Annotated in this window: 18 protein-coding genes (1 of these 18 cut by a window edge); 11 read left to right on the forward strand and 7 right to left on the reverse strand. The window is 63.0% G+C overall.

Going from position 1 to position 19,149, the window contains the following annotated elements; translation table 11 throughout:
- Positions 1-1,062, reverse strand: the 5' portion of a protein-coding gene (locus tag VXM67_RS23645) for a CoA-acylating methylmalonate-semialdehyde dehydrogenase (protein WP_023382475.1). It extends 432 nt beyond the left edge of the window; 1,062 of the gene's 1,494 nt are visible here — the first part of the coding sequence; it begins with the start codon at positions 1,060-1,062; its stop codon lies off the left edge, out of view.
- A gap of 71 nt (positions 1,063-1,133) precedes the next feature.
- Positions 1,134-2,480 carry an aspartate aminotransferase family protein gene (locus VXM67_RS23650; protein ID WP_023382476.1) on the reverse strand — a complete coding sequence of 449 codons (1,347 nt, stop codon included), beginning with the start codon at positions 2,478-2,480 and terminating at the stop codon, positions 1,134-1,136.
- Between the two features lie 118 nt (positions 2,481-2,598).
- Here VXM67_RS23650 and VXM67_RS23655 point away from each other — a divergent pair, with 118 nt between their 5' ends.
- From VXM67_RS23655 to VXM67_RS23680, 6 genes are all read left to right on the forward strand, one after another.
- Positions 2,599-3,516 (forward strand): LysR family transcriptional regulator, encoded by a 918-nt coding sequence (locus VXM67_RS23655; RefSeq protein WP_023382477.1) that lies wholly within the window; start codon positions 2,599-2,601, stop codon positions 3,514-3,516.
- 90 nt (positions 3,517-3,606) lie between these two features.
- Complete coding sequence (locus VXM67_RS23660; RefSeq protein WP_023382478.1) at positions 3,607-4,272, forward strand: TetR/AcrR family transcriptional regulator; 666 nt, start codon at positions 3,607-3,609, stop codon at positions 4,270-4,272.
- Positions 4,273-4,278: 6 nt separating this feature from the next.
- Positions 4,279-4,863: a YigZ family protein gene (locus VXM67_RS23665; protein WP_023382479.1), complete on the forward strand. Its 585-nt coding sequence runs from the start codon at positions 4,279-4,281 to the stop codon at positions 4,861-4,863.
- Between the two features lie 365 nt (positions 4,864-5,228).
- Positions 5,229-5,918, forward strand: coding sequence for an SDR family oxidoreductase (locus VXM67_RS23670; RefSeq protein ID WP_023382480.1), 690 nt, complete (start codon positions 5,229-5,231; stop codon positions 5,916-5,918).
- Between the two features lie 120 nt (positions 5,919-6,038).
- Entirely contained in the window at positions 6,039-7,394 is a 1,356-nt protein-coding gene (locus tag VXM67_RS23675; RefSeq protein ID WP_023382481.1) for an 8-oxoguanine deaminase, read from the forward strand.
- A gap of 82 nt (positions 7,395-7,476) precedes the next feature.
- Positions 7,477-8,427 (forward strand): adenosine deaminase, encoded by a 951-nt coding sequence (locus VXM67_RS23680; protein ID WP_023382482.1) that lies wholly within the window; start codon positions 7,477-7,479, stop codon positions 8,425-8,427.
- A gap of 30 nt (positions 8,428-8,457) precedes the next feature.
- On the opposite strand, the gene VXM67_RS23685 is transcribed toward VXM67_RS23680, so the two are convergent.
- Positions 8,458-9,171 (reverse strand): helix-turn-helix transcriptional regulator, encoded by a 714-nt coding sequence (locus VXM67_RS23685; RefSeq protein ID WP_027907509.1) that lies wholly within the window; start codon positions 9,169-9,171, stop codon positions 8,458-8,460.
- Positions 9,172-9,677: 506 nt separating this feature from the next.
- Here VXM67_RS23685 and VXM67_RS23690 point away from each other — a divergent pair.
- Positions 9,678-9,875, forward strand: a complete 198-nt coding sequence (locus VXM67_RS23690; protein WP_081669694.1) for a hypothetical protein — start codon at positions 9,678-9,680, stop codon at positions 9,873-9,875.
- On the opposite strand, the gene VXM67_RS23695 is transcribed toward VXM67_RS23690, so the two are convergent.
- Complete coding sequence (locus VXM67_RS23695) at positions 9,826-11,007, reverse strand: multidrug effflux MFS transporter (protein ID WP_186599070.1); 1,182 nt, start codon at positions 11,005-11,007, stop codon at positions 9,826-9,828. The two genes, VXM67_RS23690 and VXM67_RS23695, sit on opposite strands and share 50 nt — an antisense overlap.
- 159 nt (positions 11,008-11,166) lie before the next feature.
- Entirely contained in the window at positions 11,167-11,364 is a 198-nt protein-coding gene (locus tag VXM67_RS23700; protein ID WP_023382486.1) for a heavy-metal-associated domain-containing protein, read from the reverse strand.
- 146 nt (positions 11,365-11,510) lie between these two features.
- Here VXM67_RS23700 and VXM67_RS23705 point away from each other — a divergent pair, with 146 nt between their 5' ends.
- The 4 genes from VXM67_RS23705 (at position 11,511) to VXM67_RS23720 (ending at position 16,869) form a co-directional block, all read left to right on the forward strand.
- Entirely contained in the window at positions 11,511-11,897 is a 387-nt protein-coding gene (locus VXM67_RS23705; RefSeq protein ID WP_023382487.1) for a hypothetical protein, read from the forward strand.
- Between the two features lie 51 nt (positions 11,898-11,948).
- Complete coding sequence (locus tag VXM67_RS23710; protein ID WP_367237410.1) at positions 11,949-14,348, forward strand: heavy metal translocating P-type ATPase; 2,400 nt, start codon at positions 11,949-11,951, stop codon at positions 14,346-14,348.
- Entirely contained in the window at positions 14,345-14,749 is a 405-nt protein-coding gene (gene cueR, locus VXM67_RS23715) for a Cu(I)-responsive transcriptional regulator (protein WP_023382489.1), read from the forward strand. The genes VXM67_RS23710 and cueR overlap by 4 nt, the downstream gene beginning before the upstream one ends.
- A 176-nt stretch (positions 14,750-14,925) precedes the next feature.
- Entirely contained in the window at positions 14,926-16,869 is a 1,944-nt protein-coding gene (locus tag VXM67_RS23720; RefSeq protein WP_023382490.1) for a methyl-accepting chemotaxis protein, read from the forward strand.
- 3 nt (positions 16,870-16,872) lie between these two features.
- Here VXM67_RS23720 and VXM67_RS23725 read toward each other — a convergent pair whose 3' ends face one another.
- Both VXM67_RS23725 and VXM67_RS23730 read right to left on the reverse strand, forming a co-directional pair.
- Positions 16,873-17,652, reverse strand: coding sequence for a helix-turn-helix transcriptional regulator (locus tag VXM67_RS23725; RefSeq protein WP_023382491.1), 780 nt, complete (start codon positions 17,650-17,652; stop codon positions 16,873-16,875).
- A 108-nt stretch (positions 17,653-17,760) separates the two neighbouring features.
- Positions 17,761-19,038, reverse strand: coding sequence for an acetyl-CoA C-acetyltransferase (locus VXM67_RS23730; protein ID WP_023382492.1), 1,278 nt, complete (start codon positions 19,036-19,038; stop codon positions 17,761-17,763).
- Positions 19,039-19,149: the final 111 nt, after the last annotated feature.

Raw genomic sequence — 19,149 nt, forward strand, 5'->3', positions numbered from 1 at the left:
GCGGTAGCCACGGCCATCGACCACCAGTTTGGCACCAGCGGCAACGCCGTCGTCGATATAACCGACCACCTTGTCGCGAGCCGCAGCGGTTACCAGCGGGCCCATGTCCAGACCGCAAGCAGTGCCGGCACCAATCTTCAGTGCCTTGATCTGCGGCTCCAGTTTGGCAATCAGCGCATCGGCCACCTGGTCACCCACGCAGACCGCGACCGAAATCGCCATGCAACGCTCGCCGCACGAACCATACGCCGCGCCCATAAGTGCACTGACCGCGTTGTCCAGGTCGGCATCCGGCATCAGTACCGCATGGTTCTTGGCTCCGCCCAGCGCCTGCACACGCTTGCCGCGCTTGGTGCCTTCAGCGTAGATGTACTCGGCGATCGGGGTCGAACCCACGAAGCTCAGCGCCTTGACCTCAGGCGCCTCGATCAGCGCATCCACGGCTTCCTTGTCACCGTGGACCACGTTGAGGATGCCTTTTGGCAAACCGGCCTCAAGCAGCAACTGGGCAATGAACAGCGTGGAACTCGGGTCGCGCTCGGAGGGTTTGAGGATGAATGCGTTACCGCAAGCGATGGCCAATGGATACATCCACAGCGGAACCATGGCCGGGAAGTTGAATGGGGTGATACCGGCAACCACACCCAGCGGCTGGAAGTCGGACCAGGCATCGATATTCGGGCCAACGTTGCGGCTGTACTCGCCTTTCAACACTTCAGGGGCAGCACAGGCGAACTCCACGTTCTCGATACCGCGCTTCAGTTCACCAGCGGCGTCTTCCAGGGTCTTGCCGTGCTCTTCGCTGATCATCTGCGAGATCTTGGCTTCGTTCTGCTCCAGCAACTGCTTGAAGCGGAACATGACCTGAGCACGCTTGGCAGGCGGGGTGTTGCGCCAGGCCGGGAAGGCAGCCTTGGCCGAATCGATGGCTTGCTGAACGGTTGCACGACTGGCCAGCTCGACCTTTCGAACTGCCTGGCCAGTGGACGGGTTGAACACATCGGCAGTGCGCTCGCCTTTAGTAACCAGCTCGCCGTGGATCAGGTGCTGAACAATGCTCATGCATAACTCCAGATAAAGAGGGTTGAGCCAGGCGCGTGCTGAGCACGCGCCCTACGTCAAAGTCGGAAAGGTCAGTCGATCTGGTTCAGGGCTTCGCCTACCGCATCGAACAGGCTGTCCAGCTCCTGCGGCTTGGTGTTGAAGGTTGGCCCGAACTGCAGGGTGTCGCCCCCGAAGCGCACATAGAAGCCGGCTTTCCACAGTTTCATCGCCGCCTCGTACGGACGGACGATGGCATCGCCATCACGGGCAGCGATCTGGATCGCGCCAGCCAGGCCGTAGTTGCGGATATCGACGATATTCTTGGTGCCCTTGACGCCATGCAGCAGCTTCTCGAAGTGCGGCGCCAGCTCGGCAGCCGATTGCACCAGGTTTTCCTTCTGCAGCAAGTCGAGCGCGGCGATACCGGCGGCACAGGCCACTGGATGAGCCGAGTAGGTGTAGCCGTGTGGGAATTCCACGGCGTATTCCGGGGTCGGCTGGTTCATGAAGGTCTGGTAGATCTCGCTGCTGGCGATCACCGCGCCCATCGGGATGGCACCATTGGTGACCTGCTTGGCGATGCACATCAGGTCAGGGGTCACGCCGAAGGCCTCGGAGCCGGTCATGGCGCCCATGCGGCCGAAGCCGGTGATCACTTCGTCGAAGATCAGCAGGATGTTGTGCTGGGTGCAGATTTCGCGCAGACGCTTGAGATACCCCTTCGGTGGCGGCAACACGCCAGCCGAACCGGCCAGGGGCTCGACGATGACTGCGGCGATGTTCGAGGCATCGTGCAGTTCGATCAGCTTGAGCATCTCGTCGGCCAGGGCGATTCCGCCCTCCTCCGGCAAGCCCTTGGAGAAGGCGTTGGCCGGCAGCACGGTGTGAGGCAGGTGGTCGACGTCCAGCAGCTGGCCGAACATCTTGCGGTTGCCGTTGACGCCACCGAGGCTGGTGCCAGCGATGTTCACACCATGGTAGCCACGGGCGCGGCCGATGATCTTGGTCTTGGTGGCCTGGCCCTTCAGGCGCCAGTAGGCACGTACCATCTTCAGCGCGGTGTCGCAGCACTCGGAACCGGAGTTGGTATAGAAGACATGGTTCAGGTCGCCCGGGGTCAGCTCGGCGATTTTCTCAGCCAACTGGAACGACAGCGGGTGCCCGAACTGAAACGCGGGGGAGTAATCCAGGGTGCCGAGCTGACGTGCGACCGCCTCGGTGATTTCCTGACGCGTGTGACCGGCGCCGCAGGTCCACAGGCCCGACAGGGCGTCGAAAATCTTGCGGCCCTTGTCATCGGTCAGGTAGTTGCCCGATGCAGCCACGATCAGACGCGGGTCGCGCTGGAAGTTGCGGTTGGCGGTGTAAGGCATCCAGTGCGCATCCAGCTTGAGCTGGCTGGCCATTCCTGCAGGGGCGGTTTCCGGCATGTTCATCGGCGGTTCCTCGAGAGACGATTAGGCAACGATGGATGTTGTTGCAGCTAAGTTGGCACGGCGATAAAGTCTGAAAAAGCCAACATTTCTAATCTTCAGATTGAACAAGACTAAACTTATGAGCCGACGTCCCGACCCTCTCGCACAAGTCAGCGATTTCGACATTCGTCTGCTGAAGATCTACCGCAGCGTAGTCGAGTGCGGTGGTTTCTCTGCCGCCGAGAACGTCTTGGGCATCGGGCGCTCGGCCATCAGCCAGCAGATGAACGATCTGGAGCAACGCCTGGGCTTGCGCCTGTGCCAGCGCGGACGCGCCGGCTTCTCGCTTACCGAGGAGGGACGCGAGGTGTATCACTCGGCGCTGCAGTTGCTCAGCGCCCTGGAGACCTTTCGTACCGAGGTCAACGGGTTGCACCAGCACCTGCGTGGCGAGCTGAACATCGGCCTGACCGACAACCTGGTGACCCTGCCGCACATGCGCATCACCCACGCCCTGGCAGAACTGAAGGACCGGGGCCCCGACGTGCGCATCAACATCCGTATGATCGCCCCCAGCCAGGTCGAGCAGGGTGTGCTCGACGGCAGCCTGCATGTCGGCGTGGTACCGCAGACCAGCCCTCTTTCAGGATTGGAATACGAACCCCTGTACAGCGAGCGTTCGCTGCTTTATTGCGCGGTGGGGCACCCACTGTTCTACGCCGATGACCAGCAAATCGACGACGCACGCCTCAACAGCCAGGAAGCTATCGCCCCTACGTTCCGCCTGCCAAGCGACATCCAGGCTCACTATCAGGCCCTGCACTGCACCGCTAGTGCATCGGATCGCGAAGGCATGGCCTTTCTGATCCTGACCGGACGCTACATCGGCTACCTGCCCGACCACTACGCCAGCTTCTGGGTCCAGCAGGGCCGACTGCGCGCGCTGAAACCCGGCCAACGCTTCTATGACCTGAGCCTGAGCTGGGTGACCCGCAAGGGACGCCGGCCGAATCTGGTACTGGAAAGCTTCCTCGAAAGCCTGGCAGCGACGCGCTGATGCCTGTCTCTGACGCTAACGCTTGTCAGTTCGGCGCAGGAAGGTAATCTTGTCCGACAGCCGCAGCCACTGACCCGTACGGAATCGTCCATGACCCTTGAAGTCCCTGCGCATCGCCTCTCTGCCTCAGGCAAGCCCGCTGGCCGCATCCGCCAGAAAAACGAACAGGCCATCATCCAGGCAGCCGAAGACGAATTCGCGCGCCATGGTTTCAAAGGCACCAGCATGAATACCATCGCGCTGAAAGCCGGGCTGCCCAAGGCTAACCTGCATTATTACTTCACCAACAAGCTTGGCCTTTATATCGCGGTGCTCAGCAACATCATCGAGTTGTGGGACAGCACCTTCAACGCCCTCAGCGTCGATGACGACCCGGCTGTGGCGCTGAGCCAGTACATCCGCACCAAGATGGAGTTCTCCCGGCGCAACCCACAAGCGTCGAGAATCTTCGCCATGGAAGTGATCAGCGGCGGTACTTGCCTCACCGAGTATTTCAGCGCCGACTACCGTGAGTGGTTCCGAGGCCGGGCCGCGGTGTTCCAGGCCTGGATCGACGCCGGCAAGATGGACCCGGTCGATCCGGTACACCTGATCTTCCTGCTGTGGGGCAGCACCCAGCACTATGCCGACTTCGCCACACAGATCTGCCAGGTCACCGGCCGCAGCCGCCTGACCAAGCAAGACATGGAAGACGCCAGCAACAACCTTATCCACATCATTCTCAAGGGCTGCGGCATCACGCCGAGCGCCTCATAGCCACTTATGCCTTCTACCCTGCTTGACCTCTGCGAGTTTCGCGAGGAAATCCGCAAGAGCCGCTTCATCACCCTCGCCGGCCCCATCTCTAGCCCCGCCGAGGCGATGAGTTTCATCGAACGCCACAGCGACCTGGCCGCCACCCACAACTGCTGGGCCTGGAAACTGGGCGCGCAATACCGCAGCAGCGACGACGGCGAACCTGGCGGCACGGCCGGGCGGCCGATCCTGGCGGCCATCGAGGCGCAGGACTGCGACCAAGTGGTGGTGCTGGTCATTCGGTGGTACGGCGGTATCCAGCTCGGCACAGGCGGCCTGGCCCGGGCCTACGGCGGAGGTGCCAACAAATGCTTGCAACAAGCGCCGAAAAGGTTGTTGGTCCAACGCAGTGAATACACCTGCAGTTGCACCTTCAGCGAGCTGGCCTTGGTGAAACTGCGCCTGGCCGAAGTGGATGGGCTGGTGCTGGACGAACAGTTCACCGCCAATGGAGTCGACCTGCGCATCGCCGCAGGCCAGGCACACATACCCACCTTGCAGCAGCAACTGGCAGACCTGAGCCGCGGCCGGATCATTCTGGAAATCGGCTGAAGCTTGCTCACAACAACTGTGGGCCTGCCTGTGGATAAGCTATGAGCACTCCCCGGCAGCGCCCGTTATCAAAGGGCTCCAGCGCTTTGATCATATTTTGATCACCGTTTGATGACAGCTGCAAACGTCTGAAGGGTCAAGACTTATCCCCAGCACTTTGCCACCGGTCTCGAATCATACCCCGATCGGTTGCACACATTAACTGTGGAGCAGCCTGTGGATAACCCGTTAGCCAATGAGTGCAGTGCCCGGCGGCACACGGCCTGGCAAAGGTGGCCATTTTTTAACCAAATTCAGATCGGGCAGCTTCTGCCCGGCTGAATTATGCTCAATATCCCTCTCCTCCAACGCTCAAGGAGTCCCCAATGTCCCTTCAAAAAACCGCCCTTGTCATTGGCGCTTCGCGTGGACTGGGCCTAGGCCTGGTACAGCGTCTGCACGAAAAGGGCTGGAAGGTCATCGCAACGGTGCGTGATCCGCAGAAGGCCGACACACTGCGCCAGGTGCCCGGCGTACGCATCGAACAACTGGAGATGAACGACACCACCCAGCTCGATGCGCTCAAGCAAAGCCTTCAGGGTGAGGTGTTCGATCTTGTATTCGTCAATGCGGGCGTCATGGGGCCTCTGCCCCAGGATGTGGACGGCGTGCAGGCAGCCGATGTTGGCGACCTGTTCATGACCAATGCCGTTGCGCCCATCCGTGTCGCCCGCCGTTTGGTTGGCCAAGTGCGCGAAGGGAGCGGTGTACTGGCCTTCATGAGTTCGATCCTGGGCAGCGTGACCATTCCCGATGGCAGCGAACTGTGCTTGTACAAGGCCAGCAAGGCTGCGCTGAATTCGATGATCAACAGCTTCCTGGTGGTCGAGGCGCAGCGTCCCGATCTTTGCGTGCTGGCCATGCATCCGGGCTGGGTAAAAACCGACATGGGTGGCGAAAACGCCGAAATCGACGTGCTGACCAGCACCCGTGGCATGGTCGAGCAAATCGAAGCTCAACGTGGCAATGCCGGTCTGCGCTTCATCAACTACAAAGGCGAGAGCCTGACCTGGTGAATTGAAAGCCGCGAGGCGAGGCAGTAGACTCGGAGCCTCGCCCACGCGGCGGACCTGGATCAGCAGACAGGGCAACACTGAGCTGGCTAACCTGAACCCACTTTCAGAGGAGCCGGCACCATGCCTGCGACCCGTATCTGGTTGAAATCCCCCCTTGCCATCTTCACCGCCAACACCCTCGACGCCCGCGGCGGACTGGTGATCGAAGACGGCCGTATCCGCGAACTCCTGGCCCTTGGTGAAAGCCCCAGCCAACCTTGCGAGCAGGTTTTCGACGCCCGCGAGCACGTCGTACTGCCCGGCCTGATCAATACCCACCACCACTTCTACCAAACCCTCACCCGGGCCTGGGCGCCAGTGGTGAACCAACCATTGTTCCCCTGGCTGAAGACCCTTTACCCGGTCTGGGCACGCTTGACACCGGCCAAGCTGGAACTGGCAAGCCAGGTAGCATTGGCAGAGTTGCTGCTGTCCGGTTGCACCACCGCGGCCGACCATCACTACCTGTTCCCCCAAGGCCTGGACAACGCCATCGACGTGCAGGTCGAGGCCGTGCGTAAGCTGGGCATGCGCGCCATGCTGACCCGAGGCTCAATGAGCCTGGGCGAAGCCGACGGGGGCCTGCCGCCTCAGCAGACGGTGCAACAAGGTGAAGTGATCCTGGCCGATAGCCAACGGCTTATCCACAGCTACCACGAGCGCGGTGACGGCGCGCAGATCCAGATCGCCCTGGCGCCTTGCTCGCCGTTCTCGGTCACCCCGGAAATCATGCGTGCCAGCGCAACCCTTGCCGAAGAGCTGGACGTGCGCCTGCACACGCACCTGGCCGAGACCCTCGACGAAGAAGACTTCTGCCTGCAGCGCTTTGGCCTGCGTACCGTCGACTACCTGGACAGCGTCGGCTGGCTCGGTCCACGCACCTGGCTGGCCCATGGTATTCATTTCAACGGCGATGAAATGGCCCGCCTGGGCGCTGCAGGCACCGGTATCTGCCACTGCCCCAGCTCGAACATGCGCCTGGCATCGGGCATCTGTCCGACCGTGGAGCTCGAGACCTCCGGTGCTCCGGTGGGCCTGGGCGTGGACGGATCGGCGTCCAACGATGCCTCGAACATGATCCTGGAAGCTCGCCAGGCGCTTTACCTGCAGCGCCTGCGCTACGGTGCCGAACAGATCACCCCCGAACGCGCCCTCGGCTGGGCCACCCAAGGCTCCGCACGCCTGCTGGGCCGCCAGGATATCGGTGAGCTGGCCCCCGGCAGACAGGCCGACCTGGCCCTGTTCAAACTCGATGAGCTGCGCTTCTCAGGCAGCCACGACCCGCTCTCGGCGCTGCTGCTCTGCGGCGCCGACCGTGCCGACCGGGTCATGGTCGGCGGCCAGTGGCGCGTCATCGACGGCCAGATCGAGGGCCTGGACATCCAGGGCCTCATCGCCGACCACCGCCAGGCAGCCGCCCAACTGATCGCTGGTTGAGGCAACACAGGCCTGGCTGGGCGCATTGCCCGGCCAGGCCCTGTAGAATGGCGGCAACCGTACCTGATTGAGATAACCCCCTATGTATGAATGGTTGAACGCCCTGCCCAAGGCCGAACTGCACCTGCACCTTGAAGGATCGCTGGAGCCCGAACTGCTGTTCGCCCTGGCCGAGCGCAACAAGATCGCCCTGCCCTGGGGGGATGTGGAGGCGCTGCGCAGTGCCTATGCCTTCAACAACCTGCAAGAATTCCTCGACCTCTATTACCAAGGCGCGGACGTGCTACGCACCGAACAGGACTTCTACGACCTGACCTGGGCTTACCTGCAACGCTGCAAAGCCCAGAACGTAATCCACACCGAGCCTTTCTTCGACCCACAGACCCACACCGACCGAGGTATCCCCTTCGAAGTGGTGCTCAATGGCATCAACCAGGCGCTCAAGGATGGCCGTGAGCAACTGGGGATTTCCAGCGGGCTGATCCTCAGCTTCCTGCGCCACCTCAGCGAGGAAGAAGCGCAAAAGACCCTCGACCAGGCCCTGCCATTCCGCGATGCGTTCATCGCTGTTGGCCTGGACAGCTCGGAGAAAGGCCACCCACCCAGCAAGTTCCAGCGCGTCTTCGACCGCGCCCGCGCCGAGGGCTTCTTGACCGTGGCACACGCAGGCGAGGAAGGCCCACCCGAGTACATCTGGGAAGCCATCGACCTGTTGAAGATCCAGCGTATCGACCATGGCGTACGCGCCATCGAGGACGAACGCCTGATGCAACGCATCATCGACGAACAGATTCCGCTCACCGTCTGCCCACTGTCGAACATCAAGCTTTGCGTGTTCGAACACATGGGCCAACACAACATCCTCGACATGCTGGAGCGCGGCGTGAAGGTCACGGTCAATTCGGATGACCCGGCCTACTTCGGCGGTTATGTCACCGAAAACTTCCATGCCCTGCACACACACTTGGGCATGACCGAAGACCAGGCCCGTCGCCTGGCGCAGAACAGCCTCGACGCCCGCCTCGTTCGCTGATCGACCACACCTGGCATTGCAGGTGGTTGATTACCCCACCTGCAACGTCTTCACCCGGGCGATCTGATTGATGTGCTGAATGCCCATGGCGGATATGTGCAACGCTCGTGTGCCTTTCGGCTCGCGAATCCACCCCGACTGCAGGAACAGCTTGAACATCGCCTGACCCAGGCTTCCGCCGATATGCGGCCCCTGGTCGCTCCATTCGTTGCAGTGACAGAGTGCGCTTGCGCGCTGCTGGCACGGCGCCAAGGCCTCGATATAGACGCCAATGGCGGCCAGTTCCGCCCGGCCCTGCTCGCTGACGAGCAACTGCTGCCCTGCCCCCTCCAGCCAGCCCGCGACCACCAGCCGATGGTACAGCTCGCTTGCCAGTTCTCCGCCAAGGTGATCGCCACAACGGCGTGCCCTGCGCATTGACAACGGTACCTGCAATGGCGCCGCCTTCGCCCCGGCGCCCCTGGCGCTTTCCAGTTGCACGCTGGCCAAGGCCTCGACCGCCGCCCCCACCTGAGGCGTCGCCAGCCGGAAATAGCGCTTGCGCCCCCTGGCTTCCAACCTGAGCAACCCTGCCGAGGACAACAGGGAAAGGTGCGCGCACGCCGAGGATGAGGTCAGCCCAGTCATCACTGCCAGCTCATCGGCTGGCCGCGGTATGCCGTCTATCAGCGCCCATAGCATGGCGCTGCGCTTAGGGTCTGCCATCAGGCCGGCGATCTGGCTTATGCTGCTGGCTGCTTTCATGTCCTGGTAACTCCCTGCAAGCTCACTTTGGTTTCCAATGGCCAACCGTGGCAACACGCATCACCAGCACTTCGTCTGCCCCCCCTGGCAGGGAAACATGACTCACTGCCGCTGGCCCCGCCGCCAGTATATGCCCGGCAAACACCCATTCAGGATTGCCAGGTACGGGGGCCGTGCCGTGGGTGCACCGACCCTGGAAACCCCTGGGTTATCCACAGCAGACCCGGCCAGCGCCTGATGGGGCGTGACAAAACCGCAAGCTAGAAGGATTACAGACGAAGCTGGAGGAAAGATCGCCCGCTGCCTTCGCAGATACTGCCGACAACAGGCTTCCCAAAGTAGCGCAAACAAAAGCGAAGGTTCGACATGATTCCAGGCATTGCACCTGGCATTGCAAGGGGCACGGAGGTGGCACCTCAGGACCGTCAGTCAGGACACCATAGCCGGTCATGGCATGCGCTCGGCACAGCGCTACACTGATCCGGCCCCCTCAGAGGTATGCCGCGATGAAGATTGTCGTCACTGCATCAAGCCGAAACCCCAACTGCCCTTGGCAGGTTCAACTCGATCAGCACAAGGTGAGTTTCCGCAGTGAAGCCGAGGCGCGTGCCTTCGTCGCCACGTTGGAAACCCGCCTGAAGGCACCTCACACGCTCATGCCGGACGCCTGGCCTGCAAGTACCGGGTCAGCAGCGCGACACTGACCACCAGTGCGCCACACAAGCTGATCACCATGGCCATCGGTACCGCGCTGCCATCATGCAACAGCCCGACCAGTGCCGCCGCGCCTGCGGCGACACTGAACTGCAAGCACCCCATCAGGGCCGAGGCGCTGCCTGCCCGCGCGCCCTGACCGTTCATGGCGCAAGCCGACGCATTGGGAATGATGCACCCCAGGCTGGCAATGCACACGAACAAAGGCACCAGCAGCGGCCACAACTGCGTCGGCCGCGTGGCCGCCACGCCCAGCAACACCAAACCTGCCGCCAGATACATCCAGACGGCGCGCACCAGCAGGAAGGCAGGACCACGCTTGGCCAGCAAGCGGGCATTGACCTGTGCAACCAGGATGAAGCCCGCGGCGTTGGCACCGAAGAACCAGCCGTAATGCTCGGCAGGCACGCCGTAGAGCTTGATGAATACGAACGGAGAACCTGCAATGTAGGCGAACATCCCAGCGATGGCGATGCCTCCCGTCAGGGCATGCCCCAGGAACACCCGGTCGCTGAGCAACCGGAAATACTGACGCAAGGCGCCAGACAGCGGCTGCCGGGGTATGTGCGCAGGCAGGCTTTCCGGCAGGCCCATGCCAACTGCCAGCAGGCAGGCCGCGCTGAACAGGCTCAAGGTCAGGAAGATTGACTGCCAGCCGGCAAGGTTCACCAGCACCCCACCGAGCATCGGCGCAAGGATCGGTGCCAGGCCCATGACCAACATCAACTGCGAGAACACCTTGGCCGACGCCACCGCATCGCACTTGTCGCTGACGATGGCGCGCGACAGGACCATACCGGCACAGCCCCCCAACGCTTGGACGAAACGCGCCAGGATCAGCGTGTCGAGGTTGGGCGCGAACGCGCAGGCCAAGGACGCAACGGTGAACAACGCCACACCGAACAGCAGCGGTTTGCGCCGGCCAAAGCGGTCGGCGATCGGGCCGTAGGCCAACTGGCCAATGGACAGCCCGAGGAAATAGGCCGCCAGGGTAGTCTGGACATGTTGTTCATCGGTGGCGAAAGCCTGCGCCATGGCCGGGAAGGCGGGCAGGTAGAAGTCGATCGCCAAGGGCCCGAACGCACTCAATGCGCCCAGGATCAGCACCATTCTCAGGTTCATCAGGAATCCATAGCAGGCTAAGCAAGCGCGTAAGTCTACCTGCTGCGGATGGCCTGAGTATGAAAACATTTGCAACAAAAACCCGGCGATTTGGCGTCGATTACTCTGTGTTGTCGCTGGCAGGCCGCCTCCAGGGTGGGGCGCGGTGCGCCCCCATCCTCACGCCATCTCGGCCTGATAACCCTCTTCGCGGATCGCTTGCAGAATCCGTTCGCTCCCCAGCTCGCTCTGCACACGCACCTGCTTGCCAGCCAGGTCGACTTCAACACGCGCCTGTGGGTCCTGTTCCTGCACCGCTCGGGTCACCGCTTTCACGCAGTGGCCGCAGGTCATGCCTTGTACGTTGAACACTTGCATCGAGGTTACCTCCTTTCAGGATTTGCCTCAGTTTCAACCTTGCCATCGGGTCAAGGTCAAGTTCTGCGGTAAACGGCCGGGCTGGAAATCTGCCTTGACCTCGGCCAAGCTGCGCCTTTGATGATTTGGCAAGTAGGAGATTTCTCATGTTCAGGGCAGCAGTGGGCGTTGTCGGGTTGCTGGGCGCATTGGCCGCCACGCCCCCCGCTTACGCCGAGGGCAACTCGGACTACAGCGTGTTGATCATTTCCCGCGAGCGCCTGGAGGTGGCCACCAGCTGCGAAATCGGCATCTACCTCAACGATCAGCTCTCTGGACGTGTATTCCAGGAACAATCGACCTCCTTCAACCTGCCACCCGGCCCGGTGGACGTGCGCTTGCGTCTGTTGCCAGGGCAAGCGCCTGGCTGCGCCCCGGGTATCGAGGACCAACGCAGCACCCGCTTGAACCTGCAGGCTGGGCAGATCAACAAATACCGCATCGCCATGGGGCACAATGGGCTTGAGTTGAAGCGAGCCGGCCTGGGCTATTGACCTTCCCCACGTGGCAAGGTTGATGCTGGAGGCCAGTCCAAGGAGTGAGCCATGCCCGCATCCACCACGTTCGACCTGCCGATCTCCGGCATGACCTGTGCCAGCTGTGCTGGCCGTGTCGAGCGCGCCCTGCGCAAAGTCGCTGGCGCTGAACAGGTCAGTGTCAACCTCGCCACCGAACAGGCCCGCGTCCTCGCGCCGGCCGACAGCCTGCACGCCCTGGTCGACGCCGTGCGCGAAGCAGGCTATGCCGTCCCTACCCGTACCGTAGAGCTGGAAATCAGCGGCATGACCTGCGCCAGTTGCGTAGGCCGTGTCGAGCGCGCCTTGGGCAAACTGCCAGGCGTCGAGGAGGTCAGCGTCAACCTGGCCAGTGAGCGAGCCCATCTGCGTGTGCTGCAGGCGCTGGATGATCGCCAACTGATCGAGGCGGTGGAGAAAGCCGGCTACAGTGCCCGCCTGCCCCAGGCCGGCGCGGATGAGCAGAGCGATGCGCTCCACACTCTGCGCAAGGAGCGTTTGGCGGTCGGCCTGGCACTATTGCTCGCCCTGCCCCTGGTAGTACCGATGCTGGTGCAGCCATTCGGCATTCACTGGATGCTGCCTGCCTGGGTGCAGTTCCTGCTCGCCACACCGGTGCAGTTCGTCCTCGGCGCACGTTTCTACGTAGCCGCCTGGAAAGCCGTTCGCGCCGGCACTGGCAACATGGACCTGCTGGTGGCGCTGGGCACCAGCGCCGGTTATGGGCTGAGCCTTTACCAGTGGGCGAATGCCTCGGGGGAAATGGCGCCGCATCTGTACTTCGAGGCCTCGGCGGTGGTGATTGCCCTGGTGCTGTTGGGCAAGTACCTGGAAAGCCGCGCCAAACGCCAGACCGCCAGCGCCATCCGCGCCCTCGAAGCCTTGCGCCCCGACCGCGCCGTACGATGGGTCGATGGCCTGGAGCAAGACGTGGCTATCGACCAGTTGCGCATCGACGACCTGGTCGTGGTCAAACCTGGCGAACGCTTCCCGGTCGATGGCCTGGTGGAGGACGGCAGCAGCCATGCCGACGAGGCCCTGATCAGTGGCGAAAGCCTGCCGGTGCCCAAACAGCCAGGCGATACAGTCACCGGAGGTGCCATCAACGGTGAAGGCCGCTTGCTGGTACGCACCCAGGCACTGGGCACGGAAACCGTACTGGCCCGGATCATCCGTCTGGTCGAAGACGCCCAGGCGGCCAAGGCCCCTATCCAGAAGCTGGTGGACCGCGTCAGCCAGGTGTTCGTCCCGGCGGTGCTGGTGCTGGCACTGATCACGCTGGTGGGCTGGTGGTTGGCCGGTGCGCCGCTGGAAACCGCGCTGATCAATGCCGTCGCGGTGCTGGTCATCGCCTGCCCTTGCGCCTTGGGCCTGGCCACGCCAGCGGCGATCATGGCCGGCACCGGTGTCGCTGCCCGAAATGGCATCCTGATCAAAGACGCCGAAGCCCTGGAGCGTGCCCATGCGGTCAACCGCGTGGTGTTCGACAAGACCGGCACCCTGACATCCGGCAGCCCCCGTGTCGTCCACAGCCAGGCGCTGGTCGGGGACAGCGCAGAACTGCACCGCCTGGCCGGCGCCCTGCAACGCGGCAGCGAACACCCCTTGGCCAAGGCTGTGCTGCAGGCCTGCGCCGAGCAGAATCTGGATGTTCCGACAGTGACCAACAGCCAGTCCCTGACCGGGCGCGGTATCGCCGGGCAGGTACAAGGCCGCGAACTGGCCCTGGGTAACCGACGCCTGCTCGATGAAAGCGGCCTGCAGCCCGGCGCACTGGCCACCCAGGCCCAGGCTTGGGAAACCGAAGGCCGTACCTTGTCGTGGCTCATCGAGCGCGGCGAACAGCCCCGTGTCATTGGCCTGTTCGCCTTCGGTGACAGCCTCAAGCCCGGCGCCGAACTGGCCGTCGCGGCCCTACGGGCACGCCACATCAGCAGCCATTTGCTGACCGGTGATAACCGTGGCAGCGCCAAAGTGGTCGCCGCTGCCCTTGGCATCGATGACGTTCACGCCGAAGTGCTGCCAGCCGACAAAGCCGCCACTGTCGCCGCACTCAAGCAGGATGGCGTGGTGGCGATGGTAGGCGATGGCATCAACGACGCGCCGGCCCTGGCCGCCGCCGATATCGGCATCGCCATGGGCGGTGGCACCGATGTCGCCATGCAGGCGGCCGGCATCACCTTGATGCGTGGCGACCCGCGCCTGGTGCCCGCTGCCCTGGAAATCAGCCGCAAGACCTACGCCAAGATTCGCCAGAACCTGTTCTGGGCCTTTATCTACAACCTCATCGGCATTCCGCTGGCAGCGCTGGGCTACCTCAATCCGGTACTGGCCGGCGCCGCCATGGCGCTGTCGAGCGTCAGCGTGGTCAGCAATGCCCTTTGGCTGAAAACCTGGAAACCCACCACCACCTCGCAGGAGGCCCCATGAACATCGGCCAGGCCGCCCGCCGCAGCGGGCTCAGCACCAAGATGATTCGCTACTACGAGTCCATCGGCCTGCTCAAGCCCGCTACCCGCAGCGACAGTGGCTATCGCCTGTACCACCAGGACGACCTGCACCGCCTGGCCTTCATCAAACGCTCACGCGACCTGGGCTTCTCGCTGGACGAAGTCGCCAAGCTGCTGACCCTGTGGCAAGACCGCCAACGCGCCAGTGCCGATGTGAAGGCCCTGGCCATGCAACACATCGACGAACTGAACCGCCGGATCGAAGAGTTGGTCAGCCTGCGCGATACCCTCGATGAGCTGGTCGCGCACTGCCAGGGCGACGACCGGCCAGACTGCCCAATACTCAAGGATCTGGCCAACGGTGGCGCTTGCTGCCCCTGAAAGCACACCGCTGCTGGCATTTTGGTATGCCATATTAGCCTAAACCCGACCGAATAGTCGCCAAATACGACTTTATCCAATAAATACGGGGGTTTCCCCTCAAAAAGCCGACGCTCCTGCCGATACAACGCTTACTGCCTCGTGTGTCGATAAAGAAAAAAATTCCGGGAGCGTCGATGAACATCAAACAGAAACTGACCTGGGCATTCGCGGTCATCGCCGCCTTGCCCATTGTGCTGGTAGCCACGTTAGTGGTCCTGAACCTGCGAGGCGAAGCCCGCGAAGGTTTCCTCGACGGCAGTAGCCGGGAAATCCGCCAGGTCAGCAATGCGATGAATATCTTCTTCCAGGGCATCGACCAAAACGTGGAGTTTCTGGCCGCGCAGCCCATGGTAGCCGCGACCGGTAACGAGCTGAACAAGTTCATGAGTGCCAATCCGTCCTATGAACTGGGTGCACAGGCGCAGCAGCTGCTCGACTTTTTCACCCGTCTGGCTGACGCTCACCCTGGCTACGCCTACATCTCCTACGGCGTCAGCGACGGCGGCTATGTCGGTTGGCCTGCCGGCCAGAAGTTCGTCAACTACGACCCACGCCCACGCCCGTGGTACCAGCAGGCCATGGCCAACCCCGGCAAGACCGTACGCACCGGGGCCTATTACTGGGCTCCCGACGATGCCGTGCTGGTCAGCACCGTACGCGCTGTCGCCAACAAACTGGGCAACCCAGGCGGTGTGGTCAACATCGACGTCTCGCTCAAAGGCCTGACCGAGATCGTCAAGCAGATCAAAGTGGGCGAAAGCGGTTACCTGATGCTGGTGGAAAGCAACGGTAACGTGATGGTCGACCCGCGCGATGCCAGCCACAACTTCAAGCAACTGGCCAGCTTTGGTGACGGCTACGCCGAACTGGCCAAGGCCGGCAAAGGCCTGGTGGAGATCGAGCTCAACGGCACCCGCTACATGGCCAACGTCTACCCGGACGAAAAGCTGGGCTGGACTTTCATCGGCCTGATCGAACAAAGCGAAGTGATGCAGACCACTACCCGCCTGACTTGGCTGATCGGCACCATCGCCCTGGTGCTGGCGGCGCTGTTCGCGGTCGTCGGCGCGGCGTTCGCCAAGCTCATCGTGCGCCCGATCAACAGCGTGACCAGCGGTCTGGAAGACATCGCCCAGGGCGAAGGCGACCTGACCCGGAACCTGGAAATCCGCGGCCGCGACGAAACCGCACAACTGGCCAGCTGGTTCAACCAGTTCCTCGGCGCGATCCGCAGCCTGATTCAGCACATCGGTGCCGCCGCCGCCAAGATTCTCAGCACCTCCAGCAGTTCCACCCGGGTTTCCAGCGACATGGCCGAAGCCGCCGGGCGCCAGCGTGAAGCCGTGGACATGGTGTCCACCGCCTTCCACGAAATGGTCGCGACCGCCAACGAAGTGGCCCGCTCGTGCAGCCAGGCCGCGCAATCGGCCGACAGCGGCCAGCAGCAAGCGCGTGAAGGCCAGCAGCAGATCGATGCGGCGGTGCACAGCGTCGATCGCCTGAGCCAGGAGATCGAGCAGTCGGCGCAGTCGATCCAGCAACTGGAGCGTGACAGCAACGCCATTCAGTCGATCCTCGGCACCATCCGCTCGATTGCCGAGCAGACCAACCTGCTGGCCCTTAACGCCGCCATCGAGGCCGCGCGTGCCGGCGAGCAGGGCCGTGGTTTCGCCGTGGTCGCCGACGAAGTACGGGCCCTGGCCAAGCGCACCGCCGATTCCACCGCTGAGATCGACGGCCTGCTGGGCAACCTGGCCAGCCGTACCGCCGAGGTGGCCGAGCAGATGCACGCCAGCCTGGAGGTGTCGCAGCAGTCGGTCAGCCGGATCGGGCTGGCCCGCGACAGCTTTGGCCAGATTCGCGAGTCGGTGGACATCATCCGCGACATGAATACCCAGATCGCGACGGCAGCGGAAGAGCAGCACCAAGTGGCAGAGGACATCAACCGCCACATCAGCCAGATCCATGGCGATGCGCAACTGGTGGCCGAGCTGGCCCAAGCCGCCCGTCAGGACTCCGAGAGCCTGGCCGGCCTTTCCAACGAGCTGGATGCGCTGGTACGCCGCTTCCGCACCTGACCGCTAGAGCCGCAACTCGCCGGGGGTCGACCCGAACAGCTGCTTGAAGGCGGCGATGTAGGCTGAGGTGGAGTCATAACCACAGCCCAGCGCCGCCTCGGTCACACTCTCTCCCGCTTCCAGCAGGGCCAGGGACGACAACAGGCGCATGCGCTGGCGCCAGTTGCGAAAGCTCAGGCCCGTCTCCCGCTGGAACAGGCGCATCAGGGTTTTCTCCGAACACGCCAGCTGTCTGGCCCATTCCTGCAGGGTCTGCGGCTGCTCGGGTGTGGCGATCAGGCCGTTGCACAAGGCCAGCAGCCCGGGATGACGCGGCAACGGCAGTGAGAACCCAACCTCAGGCAATGTACGCAACTGATCGAGTAGCACAGACACCAGCCGTGCTTCGGGACTGTCGCCTTCGGGGTAATCCACGGGGAACAGGCAGAACTGCTTGATGAGTTCACGCGCCAGCGGCGTCACTTCCAGGACCCGGCACTGCGTCGGCGCCCACGGGCAGGCATCGCGGCGCACATAAAGGCTGCGCATTTCAGCCTGCATCGAGGTAACGACTTCGTGTTCGGCATCAGCGGGAATCCACACGCCCCATTGCGGCGGCGCGAAATAGCTGCCATCCGCGGTGTAGACGCCGAGCACTCCGCTGATGGCATAGGAGAACTGCACCCAGTCATGGCGGTGCCGCGTGGTCCAGGAGCCGGCGCCAAGGCTTTCGGCACGGGCGTAGAGCGGCCTGGGCAGGTGATCCAGCACTGGGATGGGGCGTGGGTGTCCGATGGTCGGCATGTGGGTTTCTTGTAGTTCTGACCAGACAAGCCTAACACGGGACTATCGGGCTCATCGCCGGCCAGCCGGCGATGGGATGCCTGAACCGTGGGCTTGTCGTGCAAATGCTCAACGTTCGACGATGGCCGTGACCCCCTGCCCACCCGCCGCGCAGATCGAGATCAAGCCCCGGCCCTTGCCTGCCGTCGCCAGCAACTTGGCCATGTTGGCCAGAATCCGCCCGCCCGTCGCGGCGAAGGGGTGGCCGGCGGCCAACGAACTGCCCTTGACGTTGAGCTTGCTGCGGTCGATCGCCCCCAGCGGGCCATCGAGACCCAGTCGTTCACGGCAGTAGTCGGTGTCCTCCCAGGCCTTGAGCGTGCACAGCACCTGGGCGGCGAATGCCTCGTGAATTTCGTAGTAGTCGAAGTCCTGCAGGGTCAGGCCATTGCGCGCCAGCAGACGCGGCACGGCGTACGCTGGCGCCATCAGCAGCCCCTCCTTGCCAGTGACGAAGTCCACCGCGGCCGCCTCGCCATCGACGAGATACGCCAACACCGGGAGGCCTTGCGCCTGTGCCCACTCCTCGCTGCCCAGCAACACCAGCGAGGCGCCATCGGTCAGCGGGGTGGCATTACCCGGCGTCAGCGTGCCTTGGCCGCTTCGGTCGAACACCGGTTTCAGCGCACCGAGTTGTTCGAGCGTCAGGTCCCCACGCAGGTTGTTGTCGCGGGCCAGCCCCATGAACGGCGTCAGCAGATCATCCTGCCAACCTTCGGTATAGGACGCAGCCAGGCGCTGGTGACTGAGCAGCGCCAGTTCGTCCTGTTCGGCGCGGCCAATCTGCCAGGTCTGAGCCATGCGTTCGCAATGCTCGCCCATCGACAGGCCGGTGCGTGGCTCTTCGTTACGCGGCAGTTCTGGCTTCAGGTGGCCGGGGCGCAGCTTGAGGAACGGTTTGAGCCGCTCCCCCAGCGTCCTGCCCCGGTGAGCCTGCAGCAGAATCCGGCGCAAGCCTTCGCCGACGGCGATGGGCGCATCGGACGTGGTGTCCACCCCGCCGGCGATCGCGCTGTCGATCTGCCCCAAGGCAATCTTGTTGGCCACCAGCAACGCCGCCTCAAGGCCGGTGGCACAGGCTTGCTGGATGTCATAGGCAGGCGTCTGCGGCGACAGCCGTGAGCCCAGCACACACTCGCGGGTAAGGGCCATCTCGCGGGAGTGCTTCAGTACCGCCCCGGCAACGACCTCCCCCAGCTTCAATCCATGCAGCCGGTAGCGTTCGATCAGGCCTTCCAGAGTGATGGTGAGCATCGCCTGGTTGCTGGCATTGGCATAGGCACCGTTGGAGCGGGCGAAGGGAATTCGGTTGCCGCCCAGGATCGCGACCCGGCGAGTTGAACGCATGCGCATGTTCCTCCTGAAACAATTTGATCCGTACAGCCTAGGTGTTTTTACCGCATTCGAACGACCTTGCCACAAACTTGGTCCACACTTGCAAGCTTGCATTCAGGGAGA

It is taken from the genome of Pseudomonas sp. Rh2 (genome assembly GCF_040762985.1).
GTDB classification, from domain to species: Bacteria; Pseudomonadota; Gammaproteobacteria; order Pseudomonadales; family Pseudomonadaceae; genus Aquipseudomonas; species Aquipseudomonas taiwanensis.